Annotated in this window: 21 protein-coding genes; 6 read left to right on the plus strand and 15 right to left on the minus strand. The window is 35.4% G+C overall.

All coding sequences use genetic code 11. The annotated features are described in order from the left end of the window. Nucleotides 1-97: 97 nt before the first annotated feature. The 3 genes from TJ68_RS08140 to guaB form a co-directional block, all read right to left on the minus strand. Nucleotides 98-532 (minus strand): FixH family protein, encoded by a 435-nt coding sequence (locus TJ68_RS08140; RefSeq protein WP_052327301.1) that lies wholly within the window; start codon nucleotides 530-532, stop codon nucleotides 98-100. 176 nt (nucleotides 533-708) lie between these two features. After that, complete coding sequence (gene guaA / locus TJ68_RS04200; RefSeq protein ID WP_040928923.1) at nucleotides 709-2,253, minus strand: glutamine-hydrolyzing GMP synthase; 1,545 nt, start codon at nucleotides 2,251-2,253, stop codon at nucleotides 709-711. A gap of 18 nt (nucleotides 2,254-2,271) precedes the next feature. Continuing rightward, nucleotides 2,272-3,741 (minus strand): IMP dehydrogenase, encoded by a 1,470-nt coding sequence (guaB, locus tag TJ68_RS04205; protein WP_040928924.1) that lies wholly within the window; start codon nucleotides 3,739-3,741, stop codon nucleotides 2,272-2,274. 186 nt (nucleotides 3,742-3,927) lie between these two features. On the opposite strand from guaB, the gene TJ68_RS04210 reads away from it, so the two are divergent. Further along, nucleotides 3,928-4,314 (plus strand): general stress protein, encoded by a 387-nt coding sequence (locus TJ68_RS04210; RefSeq protein ID WP_040928925.1) that lies wholly within the window; start codon nucleotides 3,928-3,930, stop codon nucleotides 4,312-4,314. Between the two features lie 22 nt (nucleotides 4,315-4,336). On the opposite strand, the gene TJ68_RS04215 is transcribed toward TJ68_RS04210, so the two are convergent. Together TJ68_RS04215 and TJ68_RS04220 are read right to left on the minus strand one after the other, a co-directional pair. Beyond that, nucleotides 4,337-4,777 carry a hypothetical protein gene (locus tag TJ68_RS04215; RefSeq protein ID WP_162138455.1) on the minus strand — a complete coding sequence of 147 codons (441 nt, stop codon included), beginning with the start codon at nucleotides 4,775-4,777 and terminating at the stop codon, nucleotides 4,337-4,339. 217 nt (nucleotides 4,778-4,994) lie between these two features. Beyond that, complete coding sequence (locus TJ68_RS04220; protein ID WP_040928927.1) at nucleotides 4,995-5,837, minus strand: helix-turn-helix domain-containing protein; 843 nt, start codon at nucleotides 5,835-5,837, stop codon at nucleotides 4,995-4,997. A gap of 133 nt (nucleotides 5,838-5,970) precedes the next feature. Between TJ68_RS04220 and TJ68_RS04225 the strand changes: the two genes are divergently transcribed. After that, a complete protein-coding gene (locus TJ68_RS04225; RefSeq protein ID WP_162138456.1) occupies nucleotides 5,971-6,444 on the plus strand; it encodes a general stress protein in 474 nt (157 codons plus the stop codon). 17 nt (nucleotides 6,445-6,461) lie between these two features. On the opposite strand, the gene TJ68_RS04230 is transcribed toward TJ68_RS04225, so the two are convergent. The 10 genes from TJ68_RS04230 to TJ68_RS08515 all read right to left on the minus strand — a co-directional run bounded on the left by TJ68_RS04230 (nucleotide 6,462) and on the right by TJ68_RS08515 (nucleotide 14,933). Then, nucleotides 6,462-7,892, minus strand: a complete 1,431-nt coding sequence (locus tag TJ68_RS04230) for a M20 family metallopeptidase (protein ID WP_052327302.1) — start codon at nucleotides 7,890-7,892, stop codon at nucleotides 6,462-6,464. Nucleotides 7,893-7,906: 14 nt separating this feature from the next. After that, nucleotides 7,907-9,181 carry an amidohydrolase gene (locus tag TJ68_RS04235; RefSeq protein ID WP_052327303.1) on the minus strand — a complete coding sequence of 425 codons (1,275 nt, stop codon included), beginning with the start codon at nucleotides 9,179-9,181 and terminating at the stop codon, nucleotides 7,907-7,909. A gap of 11 nt (nucleotides 9,182-9,192) precedes the next feature. Next, nucleotides 9,193-10,716, minus strand: a complete 1,524-nt coding sequence (locus tag TJ68_RS04240) for an AbgT family transporter (RefSeq protein WP_040928930.1) — start codon at nucleotides 10,714-10,716, stop codon at nucleotides 9,193-9,195. A gap of 126 nt (nucleotides 10,717-10,842) precedes the next feature. Then, a complete protein-coding gene (gene rpsR / locus TJ68_RS04245) occupies nucleotides 10,843-11,082 on the minus strand; it encodes a 30S ribosomal protein S18 (RefSeq protein WP_040928931.1) in 240 nt (79 codons plus the stop codon). A 135-nt stretch (nucleotides 11,083-11,217) separates the two neighbouring features. Next, complete coding sequence (modB, locus tag TJ68_RS04250; RefSeq protein WP_238316031.1) at nucleotides 11,218-11,883, minus strand: molybdate ABC transporter permease subunit; 666 nt, start codon at nucleotides 11,881-11,883, stop codon at nucleotides 11,218-11,220. A 7-nt stretch (nucleotides 11,884-11,890) separates the two neighbouring features. After that, nucleotides 11,891-12,658 carry a molybdate ABC transporter substrate-binding protein gene (gene modA / locus TJ68_RS04255; protein WP_040928932.1) on the minus strand — a complete coding sequence of 256 codons (768 nt, stop codon included), beginning with the start codon at nucleotides 12,656-12,658 and terminating at the stop codon, nucleotides 11,891-11,893. Continuing rightward, complete coding sequence (gene modA / locus TJ68_RS04260; RefSeq protein WP_040928933.1) at nucleotides 12,659-13,447, minus strand: molybdate ABC transporter substrate-binding protein; 789 nt, start codon at nucleotides 13,445-13,447, stop codon at nucleotides 12,659-12,661. It abuts the gene before it with no gap. A 239-nt stretch (nucleotides 13,448-13,686) separates the two neighbouring features. Next, on the minus strand, nucleotides 13,687-14,163 hold the full coding sequence (gene ssb, locus TJ68_RS04265) for a single-stranded DNA-binding protein (protein WP_040928934.1): 477 nt from the start codon (nucleotides 14,161-14,163) through the stop codon (nucleotides 13,687-13,689). A 24-nt stretch (nucleotides 14,164-14,187) separates the two neighbouring features. Continuing rightward, nucleotides 14,188-14,493 carry a 30S ribosomal protein S6 gene (rpsF, locus tag TJ68_RS04270; protein WP_040928935.1) on the minus strand — a complete coding sequence of 102 codons (306 nt, stop codon included), beginning with the start codon at nucleotides 14,491-14,493 and terminating at the stop codon, nucleotides 14,188-14,190. Between the two features lie 209 nt (nucleotides 14,494-14,702). Then, nucleotides 14,703-14,933 carry a hypothetical protein gene (locus TJ68_RS08515; RefSeq protein WP_040928936.1) on the minus strand — a complete coding sequence of 77 codons (231 nt, stop codon included), beginning with the start codon at nucleotides 14,931-14,933 and terminating at the stop codon, nucleotides 14,703-14,705. A 332-nt stretch (nucleotides 14,934-15,265) separates the two neighbouring features. On the opposite strand from TJ68_RS08515, the gene merR reads away from it, so the two are divergent. Genes merR through TJ68_RS04295 form a run of 4 tightly spaced genes read left to right on the plus strand, consistent with a single transcriptional unit; the run spans nucleotide 15,266 to nucleotide 17,149 of the window. Then, nucleotides 15,266-15,664: an Hg(II)-responsive transcriptional regulator gene (merR, locus tag TJ68_RS04280; protein ID WP_040928937.1), complete on the plus strand. Its 399-nt coding sequence runs from the start codon at nucleotides 15,266-15,268 to the stop codon at nucleotides 15,662-15,664. Nucleotides 15,665-15,691: 27 nt separating this feature from the next. Beyond that, a complete protein-coding gene (locus TJ68_RS04285) occupies nucleotides 15,692-15,976 on the plus strand; it encodes a hypothetical protein (protein ID WP_026867183.1) in 285 nt (94 codons plus the stop codon). Beyond that, entirely contained in the window at nucleotides 15,948-16,472 is a 525-nt protein-coding gene (locus TJ68_RS04290) for a TlpA family protein disulfide reductase (protein WP_238316032.1), read from the plus strand. The genes TJ68_RS04285 and TJ68_RS04290 overlap by 29 nt, the downstream gene beginning before the upstream one ends. After that, nucleotides 16,469-17,149: a cytochrome c biogenesis CcdA family protein gene (locus tag TJ68_RS04295; RefSeq protein WP_040928938.1), complete on the plus strand. Its 681-nt coding sequence runs from the start codon at nucleotides 16,469-16,471 to the stop codon at nucleotides 17,147-17,149. The genes TJ68_RS04290 and TJ68_RS04295 overlap by 4 nt, the downstream gene beginning before the upstream one ends. Nucleotides 17,150-17,166 lie beyond the last annotated feature (17 nt).

Consider the following 17,166-nt stretch of genomic DNA (forward strand, 5'->3'; position numbering starts at 1 on the left):
AATATAGTGAATATGTAAATTTTTATTAATAACTACAAAAAAGACCACAGCTTATTAAAAGTTGTGGTCTAAAATGTTTTAGGTTGAAAGTATATAATTATTTCACTTCGACTTCATATTCAATATGCTCATGTAAATCATCGTCACCTTCAACGTGAACGCGCACTGTGTATGTTGTCGCTTCTTCGAATACGTAATCTGCAACATAGTTTCCAGGATTTACTTCCTCAGTATCCACCCAGTCCGTATTATCTTTGTCATCTTCTTTCCAGATTTCATAACGCACTCGAGCACCTTCCAAATCAGCATCGTCGAGTGTAATTTTAACTTCTAGTTTATTTTCTTCTCCTGCTTTTACATCGTTAAGTTCTGTAAATTCCATGTCAAATCCTTCTGTATGGAATCCGTGATCATGATCACCATGGTCATGGTCGTGTCCACCGTCTTCATGTTCTGCATGATCTTGGTCTTCTTTTTCAGCCTCTTCTTTACCACAAGCAGCTAGAACAAATGTAAAAGCTCCTAAAATCATAAGTAAATAGCTAAATTTCTTCCTTGTTATCCTCCGGAATATTACATTATGGTTTAAGTGATTGTGAATCTCTTATTAAAATTATTCTCATTTATACTTTTAATTAATTTTTTAGAAATTTTACAAAAACAATCCCCTTCATATCTAGTTGTATAAATATGAAGGGGTGATACTTATTATTCCCACTCAATTGTTGCTGGTGGTTTGCTAGTAATATCATACACGACACGGTTTACATTTTTAACTTCTTTTACCATGCGTTTTGAAATCTTTTCAAGTACATCCCAGTCGATTTTCGCAAAGTCTGATGACATTCCGTCTACACTGTGTACTGCACGGATTCCTACTGTGTAGTCGTATGTTCTTTTATCATCTTTTACACCGACTGATCGGATGCCTGGTAATATTGTAAAGTATTGCCAAATACTCTTATTTAAGCCTGCTTTTTGAATTTCGTCACGTAAAATATAGTCTGTTTCACGAACGATTTCTAATTTTTCTTCTGTCACTTCTCCGAGGACACGGATGCCTAAACCTGGTCCTGGGAATGGTTGACGCCATACGAGTTCTTCAGGAATACCTAACTCAAGTCCTAATTGGCGCACTTCGTCTTTAAAGAGTGTCGCGATTGGTTCGATGAGTTTAAATTCCATATCTTCTGGTAACCCACCAACGTTATGGTGTGACTTAATTGTTTCTGACGTTTCAGATCCAGATTCAACGACGTCTGAGTAAATCGTACCTTGTGCAAGATAGTCAATATCTTTAAGTTTCGCCGCTTCGTCATCAAATACGTAAATAAATTCGTTACCGATGATTTTACGTTTTTGCTCTGGATCAGATACACCTTTTAATTTTCCTAAGAAACGGTCTTGTGCGTCGACTTTAATGATGTTGATATTAAATCCTTTACCGAACGCTTCCATTACCATTTCCGCTTCACCTTTACGAAGTAAGCCGTGGTCTACAAAGATACATGTTAAATTGTCGCCAATTGCCTTTTGCATAAGTACCGCAACAACTGATGAATCTACTCCACCACTCATCGCACAGATTACTTTTTTGTCGCCAACTTCTTCACGGATTTTCTCAACTTCGATGTCGATAAAGTTACCCATCGTCCATTCACCGTGACATTCACAAATGTCTCTTACGAAGTTTTCGATGAATGTATCACCATTATCTGTTGATTTTGACTCTGGGTGGAACTGAATACCGTAAATAGGTTTTGATTTATGCTGAATTGCTGCGTATTTTGAGTCTTTCGTGCTTCCGATGATTTCATAGTCATCACCGATTGATGCCACTTCGTCGTGGTAACTCATTGCAACGTTAACTTCTTTGTCTAATCCTTTAAATAATGGACTTTCAGTATTGAGTTCAATCGTATCAACACCTGAAAATGCGTTGTCTAATGGTTTTACTTCTCCACCGTGATTGTATGCAATTAACTGCATACCATAAGTGACACCGAGAACTGGAATTCCTAAGTCAAAAATACTTTTATCAACTGTATACGCATCTTCTTCATATACTGATTTTGGTCCACCTGATAATACGATACCTTTAGGATTTAATTCTTTAATTTCTTCTAAAGTAATACTTGGATTACGTAATTCACTATACACACCTAAGTCACGAATACGACGTGTTAAAAGCATGTTATATTGACTACCGTAATCTATTACAATAATAAGTTCTTGTTCTTTTGCCATTTCCATAAATTTATAGCCTCTCTCTTAAATAGAGTAGTTCGGAGCTTCTTTAGTAACTTGAACGTTATGTGGGTGACTTTCGATAAGTCCAGCTGACGTAATACGTGTGAATCGACTGTTTTCTCTTAATGCTTTAAGGTCTTTAGAGCCTGTGTAACCCATACCTGAACGTAATCCACCCATTAACTGATAAATTGTATCTTCTACAGGTCCTTTGTACTCTGTACGACCTTCGATACCTTCAGGAACGTATTTTGTCGCTTCTTTTTCATCTTGGAAGTAACGGTCACTTGAACCTTGTTCCATAGCTCCGAGTGATCCCATACCGCGATATGTTTTATAACGACGACCTTGGAACATTTCAATTTCACCTGGAGATTCTGTCGTACCTGCGAGTAAACTACCGAGCATTACGACATGTCCGCCTGCTGCTAGAGCTTTAACGATATCTCCTGATAATTTAATACCACCATCTGCGATGATTGATTTACCATGTTTACGTGCTTCAGTTGCACAGTCATAAATTGCAGTAATTTGTGGTACACCAACACCTGTAACGACACGTGTCGTACAAATAGATCCTGGTCCAATACCTACTTTAACTGCGTCTACACCCGCTTCAATTAAAGCTCTCGTACCTTCTGCTGTTGCAACGTTACCTGCGATAACTTCTACTTCAGGATATTCTGCAACGATCTTTTTGATTGCGTTTAATACGCCTGCTGAGTGTCCGTGTGCTGTGTCGATAACTAATGCGTCTACTCCTGCTTTTACTAATTCTTCAATACGTTTATCTGTATCTCTAGAAATACCAACTGCTGCAGCTACAAGTAAGCGTCCATGCTCATCTTTAGCAGCATTTGGGAATTCGATGACTTTTTCGATGTCTTTAATCGTAATTAAACCTTTTAATACGTTGTTTTCATCGACAATTGGAAGCTTTTCAATACGATGTTGTTGAAGAATGCTCTGTGCATCTTCTAACGTTGTACCTTCTGGTGCTGTAATAAGATTTTCTTTAGTCATTACGTCATCAATTACTACTGAATAGTCTGTAATAAAACGTAAGTCACGATTTGTTAGGATGCCAATGAGTTTTTTCTCTTCTGGATTATTTACAATTGGAACACCTGAAATACGATATTTACCCATTAAATGTTCAGCTGCAAATACTTTCTCTTCTTTTGTTAAGAAGAATGGATCAGTAATTACACCGTTTTCTGAACGTTTAACTTTCTCTACTTCTTCGCATTGTGCTTCGATTGACATATTTTTGTGAATAACGCCTAAACCACCTTGGCGTGCAATCGCAATCGCCATTTTAGACTCTGTAACAGTATCCATACCTGCAGAGATTATTGGAATGCCAAGCTTAATTTTGTCAGTCAGTTGTACACTCGTGTCTACTTCTCTTGGTAGAATTTCTGAATGAGCTGGCATAAGTAGTACGTCGTCAAACGTCAATCCTTCTTTAGTAAATTTGTTTTCCCACATTGAACTAGCCTCCTAAAATAGATTAGTACTATTATAGACCAGTCTAAACCGTATTTAAAGTATATTATTTTCAAGATTAAATATTTTAAATCGTCTAAATTGTTTATGAATTTAATTGTATCTGTTTACATGAATTTATTTAGGGTAGATATAAGTATGACTATTAAATAAATGAGGTGTTCTATATTGGAACAAAATAGAAATATTGAAGTGTATGATGATATCGGTAACGTAAGTAAAAGAGTACAACAATTAAGACATGAAGGTGTCAATGAAAGACGTGTCATTCTTTTCTCAAAACATTCTCCACCGACAGAATTTACTCGCGAGCATGATGTAGAAATTCGTATGGGGGAAGGAAATTTATGGCAAAAGTTTGAGTCTTTATTTACTGATAAAGACGGCGAAGAGCGAGCTACTGAAGATTTACAATTTACTCCTTATGAAGAAACAGAGTTTAGTAAAGCTATGGATGCTGATCAATACGTGCTTTATATTCCGTATCAGAGTATAGAACAAGTAGAACTTGAAGATGAAGAAAAAATCGATCTAAGTAAAAGAGACAATTATTAAAATTATTGAAAAAGAAGAGACGTTAATTCGTCTCTTCTTTTTCATTTACAAACAAATATTCTTCTCGTATCGAGTAATTAAAGCGCTTTAAAAAGCTTCGATATTCTTTTAATGATTTGCGTTTTCCAGGGTGACGCGGAATCGTTACTTTGTTATGCCGTTTTAAAAATAGATAATAGCTCTCACATAGATGGTCTGTAAATCCAGTAAATAGTTGATGTTGATATCGTTTGTATAACGCATCGTTGTGTTTTAATAAATGTTCAACTTCTTCATACATCTTAATAATTCGATTTACTTCTTTAATCAGTTGATTGTTAATTTCTTCATCCATTTCTAAAAACTGGAACACTTCTTTATACATACTGCTAATTCCGCTTTTAATAATATCGATACAATAATCACAGTAACGCTTTACTTCGTCGCAGCTGCTTTCACGTTTTTTGCATTCTAAAAATATCACATATCAATAATCGATCGTATAACGACTTCATCAATATGCCTCACTATTTTAAAAAATAATAAAATCCGGACAGATGCAGTCGTCCGACTGTTGTATTGTAATTAACATCGTAGTGACTAAATATAACATATTCATTAAATATCTCTCCTCTTAATTTAAATGATTGTAAATTTAAATCGATTATAGCAGAGCATATTTTAAATGTTATCAATTACTTTTAATTTATTCGTATACGAATATTACTTAAGCTTTGTTTGATTTTCTCATTTGGATAATCTTTTAATAAGCATTTCACATACGTGTACTGATCGTATAGTAAGGGGTCGTTTGTATTCATGTATAACAAGAGTCGTGAATACTCGATGTCTGTTTTTAAATACGACGACTCGAATTGCTTTTGTAACGTTGTTGCATTGTCTAACTCTCTTTTTACAAGATGAAACCATCCTTTACGGCAATAAATTGCTGCTAAGTTACCATAAATTCTTACGATATGTTTAAAATTTTGTCGAGTAACCGGGACGTTTTTAATAACATGATTCGCTTTTTTAAAATGTTGAAACGCTTCTCGTCCTAACTGTAACTCTATAATACCTAGCATTAAGTGAACCTCTGCGAGTATCATGTCCATAGGGTTGTATGTTTCTAACATTGATTTAGCTTCTTGTAACAATTGAATCGCACGATCTAAGTTGTTTTCTCTATAGCTTAAAAGCGCTTCATGGTATATACAATATGTATTTAAGTATGAGTTTTTCTCTCGTATGTAGCTTGGAATACCTTCAAGTACTTGTTTCATTTTAGTAAAATCTTTATGCTTCCTCGCGTCATCTAATTGCTTTCTCGGACTAATTAAATCGAGCTGCATTATGAATTCTTCTCTGTCGATATCTAACGTTTCTAACAAGGCAAAAAACTCTCGTACACTTCCCGTATCGTGTCCATTTTCAATGCGTGAAATCACCGTTTGACTAATTGAACTCTCAAGAGATAAATCGTGCTGAGTCCATTTGAGTCGTTGTCGTTTATCTTTTAAATAGAACATCAATTCTTTCAACATTATTTTTACCTCATAAATATATTTGATATAAACATATCCTATAAATTATAAAAGTACAACTTATAACAGAGTGAGTTATCATATAAACGATTATGGTATCATTTAAGTACATATATCGATGATAGGAGTTGAAATGATGACGCTATATACATTCCAAGACGAAAAATCGCTCGTTGATAAAATTACTGAATTAAAATTAAATTATATTAAGACGCGCCAAATGACTGTAGTAAGCAATAAACGACCAACAAAAGAATTTAAACATAATACAGATGTTGAATTTGTAAAAGGTGATGGAACGATATGGGAAAGAACCGTTGGAGGGCTTTTTAACAAATCTCCAGAATCACTCATATCACGCCGATTTAACCTAGATGACGAGATTTTAAATACGTATCATGAGGCACTTATAAATGGTGAGTTTATACTTATTATCAATGATGGTAAAAAAGAAGTTGAAATAGACGATGAAACAGATTTAAAACCAAAATCCGAGGCGAATCACGTATTAGAAGATGAAGAATTTGTAGAAATACTCGATAGTTATGGGCTGAACTCTGAGCGTTCATTTATAGAAGGGAATAATAAAAAAACGAAGAGAGGATAATATCCTCTCTTCATCTTTTATGGTTGCGGGTTTACATCTTTAGGAATTGGGTTTTCATATGGTTGTTTTTTTAGTTTTTCTTCGTGTTCTTTTTTCATTTCACTTAGAAGTGTTTCGTCATGAAGTACGTGAACTGCTGTATTTGCCATGACTCTCGCTGCTCTGTACATCCCTTTAAATGCATAGCTTGACAGACCTTGAGCTGTCATTTGCCACGTATGAAGTGGTGTTCCAAATGCTGACGTTGCTGCAGATATTTGTGCAGTTGGAGTGACCCAACTTACATCTGCAACGTCTGTTGATCCGAGCATTACCTTGCCCGTTACAACGTAATCATGAACGACGTCACTTAATGGTTTTCCAATTACTTTTTCACCATCTACAACTGCACCAAAACTCTCATTGGCTTTAATTGCCCCTTCTTTTTCACTATCTGAAAGTGTATCGACAATTTTTTGAGCGAATTCGAGTTCTTCATCTGTAAAAGTAATTTCCGCTTCTTCTCTTTTAAGATAATCGTACATTACCGCTTCAAGTGCGCGGTTCGGTTCGTAGTCTGAACATGCTTTTTGAATTTCAAATGACGTTTCTGTTTCTGTCATTAATGCAGCACCTTGAGCTATTTTTTTAACACGTTCAAATAATTCACGTGTTTCTTTTAACGTTTCTGCACGGATTAAATACAACACTTCTGCGTCTGATTGAACGACGTTAGGAGACGTTCCTCCTGTATTTAACACTGCGTAATGGACACGCGCCGTGTCACTCATATGTTCACGCATATAGTTAACGCCAACGTTCATAAGTTCTACAGCGTCTAACGCACTACGACCAAGTTCAGGAGATTGTGCAGCGTGTGCACTCGTCCCTTTAAATTTAAACTTCACTTGATAGTTTGCGAGTGTTTTGTTCATCATTACAGCGTTAATTGGCGCTGGATGCCAACAAAATGCATAATCTAAATCATCAAATACGCCTTCACGACTCATAAATGTTTTACCAGAACCGCCTTCTTCACCTGGTGTTCCGTAGTAAATTACAGTTCCTTCTAGATTATTAGCTTCGAGATATTCTTTTACAGCGATTGCTGCCGCAAGTGATCCGATACCGAGTAAGTTATGTCCACAACCGTGACCATTTCCTCCATCTTCAACAGGACGATGTTCAACAATGCCTGGCTCTTGACTTAAACCAGATAATGCATCGAATTCTCCAAGAAAACCGATGACTGGTTTCCCAGAACCAAATTTTCCTAAAAATGCCGTATCGATATTTGCGACATTTTCTTCAACTTCGAATCCTTCATGTTTTAACGTTTCGATTAATTTTTTTGATGAATCATATTCTTGAAAGCGCGTCTCTGGATGTTCAAATATATACGTACTAACCTCGTTTAAAAATTTTGATTTTGACTCAATAATATCTTTTATAAATTCTTCATGTTTCATTAAATTCAAATCCTTTATTTTAACTCATTTAAAATATTAATAAATGTCGTAATCGCAACTTCTAGAACTGCTTCATCAACATCAAACGACGGATGATGGTGACCGTACTTTAAGTGATATGGAAAAATTAAATACGTCGCTTTTCCATTATTCTCCTGAACAATATTTATAAATACTGCTGCATCTTCCGATGCGTCCATAGAGATTTCATCTACAATTGTTTTTACAGCGTCATTATTTACAGTCGCACTTTTCACAATATCGATCATCTCTTTAGAACATGTCGCACTCGGTGCGAATCCTTCAACCGTAATTTTACTCTCACAGCCGTACATCTTTGCACCGTTTTCGATAATCTCTTTTGCACGTTCAAACATATATTCATTTAACTGTGTCGTTTCCCCGCGTGACTCACACTCGAGTTTTGCATAATCCGGTATAATATTTCGACCTTGTCCTGCTTGCAGTGTACCGACGTTTAACCTTGTTGCTCCTTCTCTATGTGGTGCGATTGTATTTAATGATAAAGCAATCGCTGACGCTGCGAGAAGTGCGTTGTTGCCGTCTTGCGGATTAGACCCCGCGTGAGATGACTGACCGAAAAGTTCAACGTTGAACTTTGTACTTGCTAAAAAGTTTGTCGCCGTCGCTCCTACTGTACCGACTTCTTCGCTGATTGTCCCGACGTGTCCACTTAAAAAGTAGTCCGCATCATCTAACCAACCTTTTTTAGCATAACTTGCCGCACCTCTAACACCTTCTTCAGAGTTTTGAAATATAATTGTGTACTTTCCTGTTAACTCATCGATATGTTCGTCGATATACGTCGCTACGCTAATTCCAATCGCTGCATGAGCGTCATGACCACAAGCATGCATCTCACCGTCATGTTTCGACTGAAATCCTTCTTTAAACGGAACGTGTTCAATCTCATTACTTTCCTTAATTGGTAACGCGTCGATATCAAATCGAAGGACCACATGAGGTCCTTTTTGATTTGTATCGATTGTCGCAACTACACCTGTTTTATACGGGTGTATTTTTTCTAGAAATGAAGACGGTACTCCGTAATCTAATGCACGTTGATATGTGTTTGCCATTACGTCATCACTCGGTAAACCGACTTGCGTGTCAATATCGAGTGCGTCGTCTCCAACATATAAATTAAAGTTTGTTTGAGACAGTCTTTCATAAATTAAGTATGTCGTAATATACTCTGTAAATCCAACTTCTGGAACTTGATGTAGTAACCTACGATTTTCTTTTGCATACTTAATTATCTCGTCCATAAATATCCCTTCTATCCTCTAGATTCTAATAACGTATATGCACCTGGTCCGAGTGGCAGGCCTGTATAGTAGAACACTAATAGTAATATAATCCATGCAAATAAGAATGAGAATGCGTATGGAATCATTAATGACATATATGTTCCTATATTTGAATTTTTATCGTAACGTCTCATAAATGCAATAATAACAATCATTAAAGGATACAGTGGTGTTACAATGTTCATACTAGAGTCTGCGATTCTGTATGCTGCTTGTACGAATGCTGGGTCATAACCGAGTTGCATAAACATAGGTATAAATACCGGTGCTTCTAATGCCCATTTTGCTGATCCTGAAGTAATTAAGAAGTTTAATAAACCAGTAAATATGACATATAGAATAATTAACGGAATACCTGTGAATTGGATACTTTCAAAGAATGCCGCACCGTTTACTGCTAACCAAATTGCTAAGTTTGACCAGTTAAAGTACGCGATGAACTGAGCAATCGCAAATACTAATACGATATACGGAGCCATATCTTTTATCGCTTCTGCCATTTTATTAGTGACATCTGTTGAAGTCTTTAACACTTTTGTCGTAAAGCCAAACGTCACACCAACAATCATGAACCATACTAAAATAACAGGTACAATTCCTTTTAATAATGGAGAATTTAAGAAGCCACCGTCTTCACCTGCTAAATATGAGTTTGGTAAGAAGAATCCACCAACGATAAGTCCCCAGTAAATCACTGATGCGATTACTGCTAATAGTACACCGCGTCCACCATTTTGGACTTCAGTTTCTTCTTCGTCTTCTACTGCACCTTCATATGTACCGAGTCTTGGTTCGATGAATCTTGTCGTAATTAACCCACCGATAATCGTTAACATAAATACTGATACTACGTTAAAGAAGTAGTTATCTAACGGAGTAACTACAAATTCTGGATCAATAATTCTCGCCGCTTCTGTAGAAATACCAGAAAGTAATACGTCTGTACCCGCGACTAATAAGTTCGCTGTAAATCCGGCACCAGCCCCCGCGAAACCTGCTGCAAGACCAGCAAGTGGGTGACGTCCAACTTTATAAAATACGAGCGCTGCGAGTGGCGGAATGATAACTGCGGAAGCATCTGAAGCAATGTTCCCCATAATACCAACAAACACAACTGTATAAGTAAGTATAAATGGTGGTGCTTTAAGTAAAGTTTTTCTAATTACATAATCAAAAAATCCGACTTTTTCTACAAGTCCAACACCGAGCATCATCGCTAATACGAGACCAAGTGGTGCGAAACCTGTAAAGTTCGTCACTGTCTCAGTTAATATAAATTCAATACCTTCACGTGACAGTAAACTTTTAACTTCAACAACTTCACCTGTTGACGGGTGCACTGTTGATGCACCAAGGCTTGTTGCAATAACTGATATAACAACTATTAAGACTGCAAATATTAAAAATAGTACAAAGGGATCCGGTAAACGTGATCCAATTTTTTCAATAACATCTAACGTTCTTTGAAATAGACTTTTCTTCGTGTTTTCCATGGAATACACCTCCACTTATAGTTATAGTAATCATAAAATATTTTCAGCCTATAAAGCAACCGTTTTCAAGATAAAACAGAAAAAAATACCCTCACTGTAACCTCTAGTACAGTGAAGGTGTTAAGATTAAGCTTCTTCTTTAATGAAAGGAAGTAATCCCATGTGACGTGCACGTTTAATTGCAGTTGTTAACTGACGTTGATACTTCGCTGAAGTACCTGTAACACGTCTTGGTAAAATCTTACCACGTTCTGAAATGAATTTTTTCAGAAGATCTACTTCTTTATAGTCGATGTGCGTAATTCCATTTGCAGTAAAGTAGCAAACTTTTCTACGACGACGACCGCCTCTTCTTGGACCTGCCATAGTAATCCTCCTCTTTATTATAGATTCATTATCGATGTGTGTGATCGATATGCGTATCTATAACTACATATTCAAAACGTGTATAGTAGTGTGTGTTTATGTGCTTTACTATTATATAGTGTTTAATTTTTAATGTCAATTTTCTTTTACGCGGATAAATAGCATCATCACAAAACTAATTGTAATAATGGATATCACCCACATCCAAGCAAGTGTCATGTTACCAGATTGAATCGCTGAGTATACTGCTGTAGGTAACGTCTGTGTTTTACCAGGAATATTACCTGCAAACATTAACGTCGCTCCGAATTCACCGAGTGCACGTGCGAAACTTAACATCGCACCTGTAATGAGTAAATTTTTTGACAGCGGGATAATTATTCTAAAGAATATACGTGCTTCTGAATTCCCATCTACACGTGCCGCTTCAATGATATGTTGATCGATCGATAAAAAGCCATTTTTCGCCGATTGATACATTAAAGGGAAGGCAACAACCGTACTCGCGATAATTGCTGCATATATCGTAAATAGTAAACCGTGATCAAACATCATCTGTATCAGCTGACCGATATACGACTTTTTACCAAATACGATAATGAGTATAAATCCAACCACTGTTGGTGGGAGTACGAGTGGCAACATAAGTATCGTTTCTAAAACGACTTTACCTTTAAATTGATACTTCGTCATGAGACGCGCTGCAAGTACACCAAATATAAATGCAAGTACAAGTGCAACTGACGCCACTTTTAGCGATAAAATTACTGGGGTCCAAAAGGCCATATCAGTAATGTTCATATAAATCCTACTCTACAGTAAAACCATACTTTTTAAAGATATCTAATGCAACGTCACTATTTAAGAAATCATAAAATTCCTTTACTGATTCAGATTCACTTAGTGTACCAATCGGATAAATGATTGGTTTATGCGTGTCGCTACCAAATTCATCGACGATATCGACGTTATCTTCTTCAGTTTTAGCATCTGTTTCATAAACGACCCCAGCGTCTGCTTCACCTTGAGCAACGTAAGTGAGTACTGCACGTACATCACTTGCATATATAAATTTACTCTCTAATTCATCAAACAAATTAAGAGATGTGAGCGCTTCTTTTGCATACTTTCCAGCTGGTACTGTTTCTACTTCACCAATTGCGATTTGAGATGCGTCTTTTAAATCATCAATTGAATTTACAGTCCCATCTTCAGGACGAGTTAAAACGAGTTTGTTTTCAAGGTAATCTTTCTTTTCAAAAATTAACCCTTCGTCATCCACTTGTTTAAAATCATCTTGTGACGCTGAAATAAATAGATCAACTGGTGCACCTTTTAAAATCTGTTCACGTAATGCGCCTGAACCACCATAGTTGACATCGATTTTTACATCACTTTCTTTGTTGTACTCCTCGATTGCTTCATTTAGCGCATCTTGTAAACTTGCTGCTGCAGATACTGTAATTATTTCTGCTTTTGTTTCTTTTTTGCTTTCTTGTTTTGTATCGTTTTCATTACTACAAGCAGTTACTATTAATACAAAAATAAGTGAGATTAAGAATAGTATTCTTTTCATTTAAATAATATACCCATACTCAGAGAACACATCTAAACTATCGTTAGATAATAGGTAACTATAAACAGTTCGTGTGCTACTCTCGAGCTCTTCCTTTTTTATAATTCCTACTTTGTAAATATACGGTTCAACAATGTTACGTGGTAATCGTTTCAGGACATGATAATCTTCATCTGCTTCAACTTCTGATAAATATAAAACTCCGACTGATGCGTTGTTATTGGCAATGTCTTGTTTTACATCAGCGACACTATCGCCGAGAACTAGATTGTCTGTCGTGCCCACATCTTTAAATTCATCGTCTTCAAATACTTTTTTGCTCAGCTCACCCTCTTCATAAAGCTCAGGGTTTAAGATGGCAATACGCGTATCTTCATCGATATCTGATGTCTTTTGAATATCTGGTGAATCTGCTTTTGTAAATAATACAAGCTCATCCATCATGCCAACACCAGTGTCTTTATGTTCGATTAATTTTTCATCAATCATTTCATTTACAACATCTTCTGTTGTAAATACAATTGCATTTTTATCATTATTGATTGTTTCATCGATCATTTCATCATTTTTTAAATATTTAACGTCGAGAATGATGTCTTCATGACTTTCTTGGAAGTTTTTCGCAATTTCCTCAAATGGTTCTTGTAAGTTTTCACGTACATATATCGTTACAACTTCTGGTTCTATCGTTTTTACTTTTTCTTCTTCTTTTTCTTCTACCGTTTTTGTCTTTACTCGGTGATTCCTCTTTATTTGAAGATGAATTATTCTGACATGCGACCAATACAAATGTCACCGACATAAGTACAAACAGTATGATCGACTGTCTTTTATTTATAAAACTCATAACTAAACTCCTTAAAATTAGCATTAAACACACTATATAAATATTTTAAAATAACTTATGTAAAAAAATAAACCGAGACGATTGTCTCGGTTTGCACACACCGAAATCCACACATTGATTTCAGTTTTAACACTACTAATACACATACAATTCGTAGTTATAAAATTAAATTCTCTCTATGTTAGAACGGTAAATCGTCTTCACTAATGTCTACGTTTCCTGTAGAATTCGCAAATGGATTCTCAGGAGAACGTGAACCGTAAGATTGATTTCCGCTATTATACGGCTCAGAATAACTTTCAGCCGCATGACTTGCCTGATTACTGCTGTTTTGTCGATTTTTCGGTTCTAAGAACTGAACACTGTCACATACTACTTCTGTAACATATACTCTTTGGCCTTCTTTGTTTTCGTAGCTACGTGATTGGAGTCTTCCATCAACGCCTACTAAACTACCTTTTTGAACGTAGTTTTTAACGTTTTCTGCTTGTTTTCTAAATACAACACAGTTAATAAAGTCAGCACCACGTTCTCCGTTTCTGTCAGTAAATGGTCTGTTGACTGCTAAAGTAAAGCTGCCTACTTGTACACCACTTTGACCAACGCGGAGTTCAGGATCTCTTGTGAGACGGCCAACTAAAACGACACGATTCAGCATGTAATCATCTCCATTTTCTATTCATTACTTTTCTTCGCGTTCTTCGTCGCGAACTACGATGTGACGAATGATGTCGTTGCTGATTTTAGCAAGACGGTCAAACTCGTCAACTGCTTTTGAATCTTCTGCATCTAATTTAACAATTTGGTATAAACCGTCTTTGTAGTCTTCGATTTCGTAAGCTAAACGACGTTTACCCCACTCTTTAGATTCGATGATTTCAGCACCGTTAGAAGTAAGCACTTCGTCAAAACGCTCAACGAGTTGTTTTACTGCGTCTTCTTCTAAATCCGGACGTACGATATATAAAATCTCGTATGCTCTTTTCATCTTTACACCTCCTTATGGACTTTGCGGCCAAAACATTCGTTTTGGCAAGGAATAATTTTCATTACTCACAATCAGATATTATACCAGTTCGATTAACGAAATACAATTGTTTATGTGAGATATTCTTTTATATTTAACTATTAAATCACTCATAATATTTATCATATGAAATAATTGAATGTTTTATACGTTTAATAAATTCCTTATCACTACTCACAACATCCAATACATCTGTAGTTATATAAACAATGTAAATTTTTATTATAAAAATAAAGATAATTATCTTCAGCATCTAATGATTTCATATATTGATAATAATAACGAATTACCTCAGGACTTACATTTTTAATTTCAGCAAAAATATATTCAATTAAGTCGTCCTCTTCTGTATAGCTCACTTGTTTTAGTTTAAAATCATGTTTATTCTTAAACGCATCCATATAACTTTTTAATTTTAAATTTAATATTTCTCGTGATAATCCATTAATTGAGTAACTGTCTAGATAAAAGATATGAAAGGATTCATCTTCTTTAAATAAACTTATAATAAAGTTAAAAAGGGTCTTCGGAATATATAGTGGAATTACTTTTTTAATAGTTTAAAAACAACTGGTGTTTAAATCGGATTTTCTAGTGGGATGTTAGGACAATCAATAGTATTATAAAAGTATCAATCACATACGAGTGATACGTTGGGAAAAAAATAAAATAGTCCAATTTACTTGACAGCGTACTATGGTACGCGGTTTATTATTATTTAGAGGTGAACTATGTGAGTTATCGTATTACTGCATTTGCAGAAAAATGTGGGGTAAATAAAGAGACGATTAGATATTACGAACAAAAAAAATTATTACAAGAACCTTCCCGAACGAAAGCTGGTTATCGGATATATTCAGATGATGATGTTAAGCGTGTATGGTTTATTAAACGGATGCAAAAGCTTGGTTTTTCTTTAAGTGAAATCCACAAGTTGCTTGGTGTTGTAGATAAGGATGAAGTGCGGTGTTCGGATATGTATGAGTTCGTTTCTCAAAAAGTTGATGAAGTACAACAACAAATTAGAGATTTAATGCGTGTTGAGAATATGTTGAATGATTTAAAAGAATGTTGTCCGAATGAAGAATATTTATATTCTTGCCCTATTATTGAGAAAATGTTTGAGGGTTAAAATCAATTTTTTAGCAGGTGATGTAAATTGACTGTACAAAAGCGAAAAAATGTAAAGGATAATGATAAATTATTGTTTTTAGGAATACCAGCATTGTTGGTTCTATGTTGCGCTTTACCAATCCTTTTAATTGCAATTGGATTGAGTTCTATGGGTGCTTTCTTAATAGGAAAAGAAGTTTGGATATTTGGTGCTGTTTTGTTAATTGTCGGACTGATTATGTTGGTAAAAAGAAGAGGTAGTCGTAATACATGTCAGTCGGATTGTTGCCATTCTAAATTCAATGAAACAGAAGAAAAAGGGGGAGAGTGATTTGAAATCAATATTGTTCTTTAAAAAAATTTTATTATCAGCTCTCATTATTGTAAGTCTCTCAGCATGTGGAATATCCAATGGAACCAACACGATAAACAATGAAAAAACACAACCAATAAGTTCCGAGAAAATAAGTTCCGAGAAGCCAACACTCATTTATTTCATGGCATCTTGGTGTCCGACTTGTGTAGCAGGGGAAAAGGTATTTAAACAGATTCATAATAAATATGGAAACAATGTTCAACTTATAACTGTTGATATGGATCCCCAACAAGATACAGAACAAGATTTAAAGGATTTCCAACGTCAATATGGTGGAGAATGGACACATTTAATCGATAAAGAATATGAACTCATTAAAAAGTATCAAGTAAAACAATTGGAAGAAGTTTTTTTGATAGATAGCAATCAAGAAGTTATATATCACGCGGTTAACCCTTCTTTTGATGATTTACAAAAGGAACTAACACGTATTGGAGTGAGTAGTTCATGACGGTTCCCTTTATTTTTATTTTTTCAGCAGGAATGGTTGCTGCGTTTAATCCTTGCGGGATTGTTATGTTGCCTTCATATATTAGTTATTTAATTGGTGAAGGAGAGGTTGAAACAAGGCGTTCCTTAATAAGGACAATCTCAAAGGGGCTATGGTTAGGATTGTCTATGACGTTGGGATTTCTAACTATTTTTGTGATAGCCGGTTTTCTATTATCGTTATTAGGTAGAGCTTTAATCAATGTTTTTCCAATTTGGTCATTTCTAATGGGCGTACTTATCTTTCTTTTGGGACTAGGGATGTTGCTTGGAAAAAAAGTTTCTCTACCTTTAAGAGTTAATATTAAACAGGGTAAACGATCAGTTTATTTCTATGGTATTGCTTATGGAATCACATCATTAAGTTGTACGTTGCCAGCCTTTTTATTTGTACTCACTGAATCTATGCAAGATAATTCGTTATTGATGGTTATACTTAAATTTATTGTGTACTCAATCGGTATGGGTGTTGTCGTTACTTCCATAACCATTGTTTCTTTGATTTCAAAAAGATATGTCCAACAATTACTTTCTAAAAATATGGCAATGATCCAATTTATTTCCTCCATTGTTATTTTAATTTCAGGAATTTATATTTCTTATTATTGGGGGATTGGTCCGGGTGGCATATTTCGATAATTAAAAGGAGTGTTAAA

It is taken from the genome of Nosocomiicoccus massiliensis, from assembly GCF_000438455.1.
Lineage (GTDB): Bacteria > Bacillota > Bacilli > Staphylococcales > Salinicoccaceae > Nosocomiicoccus > Nosocomiicoccus massiliensis.